2 protein-coding genes are annotated in these 1,043 nt (G+C 64.1%); one reads left to right on the top strand and one right to left on the bottom strand.

What is annotated here, in order from left to right; translation table 11 throughout:
- Positions 1-358 (bottom strand): hypothetical protein (locus P0D89_RS53345; RefSeq protein ID WP_408379706.1); only part of this gene is annotated, 358 nt, incomplete at its 3' end.
- On the opposite strand from P0D89_RS53345, the gene P0D89_RS53340 reads away from it, so the two are divergent.
- Positions 305-1,043 (top strand): UPF0149 family protein (locus tag P0D89_RS53340; RefSeq protein WP_408379705.1); only part of this gene is annotated, 739 nt, incomplete at its 3' end. The genes P0D89_RS53345 and P0D89_RS53340 overlap by 54 nt on opposite strands.

Here is a 1,043-nt window from a genome sequence, read left to right as displayed (position 1 = left end):
TCGAGGAGGCAATGCTCGAGGAAGTCGCGGCGACGGCCTTGGAGCGGATCAGCGTGCACAACCCACCTGACCCTGGCGAAACGCTGCGTGATGACGTCCTGCCCGCGCCTGGACTGGCCGTGACCGCCGCCGCCGAACAGCTTGGCGTGACGCGCGGCACCCGGGCAGCGCCGAACGGATCCACGCGTATCTGGAAGCAGCCGGCCACGGCGGGGAACCGGCCGCACCGCTGTTCCAGCCTGCGAAACGCCGGCAGGGCGCAACCCGGGGCGCGGCGATCACGGCCGATGGCGTCTATAAATGCGTGCTCGCGTACGCGGCGCAGGCGAAGATCGCGATCGACGGCTTCGGCGTGCACAGCCTGCGCGCGACCGCCGCGACCAACGCGCTCGAGCATGAGGCCGACATCGCGAAGGTGCAGGAATGGCTCGGCCACGCGAACATCGCGACCACGCGGATCTACGACCGACGCAAGAGCCGCCCCGAAGAGATTCGCCGACGTTTAAAGTGGCATATTGACTCGAACGGCGCCGCGGCGGCGAAGAAGCGCAGGACGCACAGGCACGCACGCGGGGCCGTCGAACGGGACCCGCGATCGCAGGCGCTTGCTGGAGAACCCATGAAAGACGAAATCGCACCCACACTGCCGCTGAACGAAACAGAAATCGATCAGCTTGATGATTTCTTGACCAGCGATTCCGCTCCCGATGCGGCAATGGACGTTTCGATGATGGACGGGTTTATGACAGCGCTCGCGTCGGGGCCAAACCTGATGATGCCTGGCACCATGCTGGGTTGGATCTGGGATGCGGAGCATGGCCAGGACCTGCCGACGTTTGCCAGTGCTGACGAGTCAAAAGGCATCGTCGGGCTGATCATCCGGCACTGGAATAGCGTCAACGACATGTTGAACGATGCCTCCGCCGGCTACGAACCGCTCATCCTTGAACACGAATCAGATGGGCGAGTGATTTCGGTCATCGACGACTGGTGCGAGGGGTATTACAAAGGCATTGCCGTCGATCGGACAGCGTGGGCGCCAG

The sequence above is a fragment of the Paraburkholderia sp. RL18-085-BIA-A genome (assembly GCF_046027075.1).
Taxonomy (GTDB): Bacteria; Pseudomonadota; Gammaproteobacteria; order Burkholderiales; family Burkholderiaceae; genus Paraburkholderia.
Note: the sequence above shows the minus strand (reverse complement) of the source record. Positions and strands in the feature narration are given on the sequence as shown.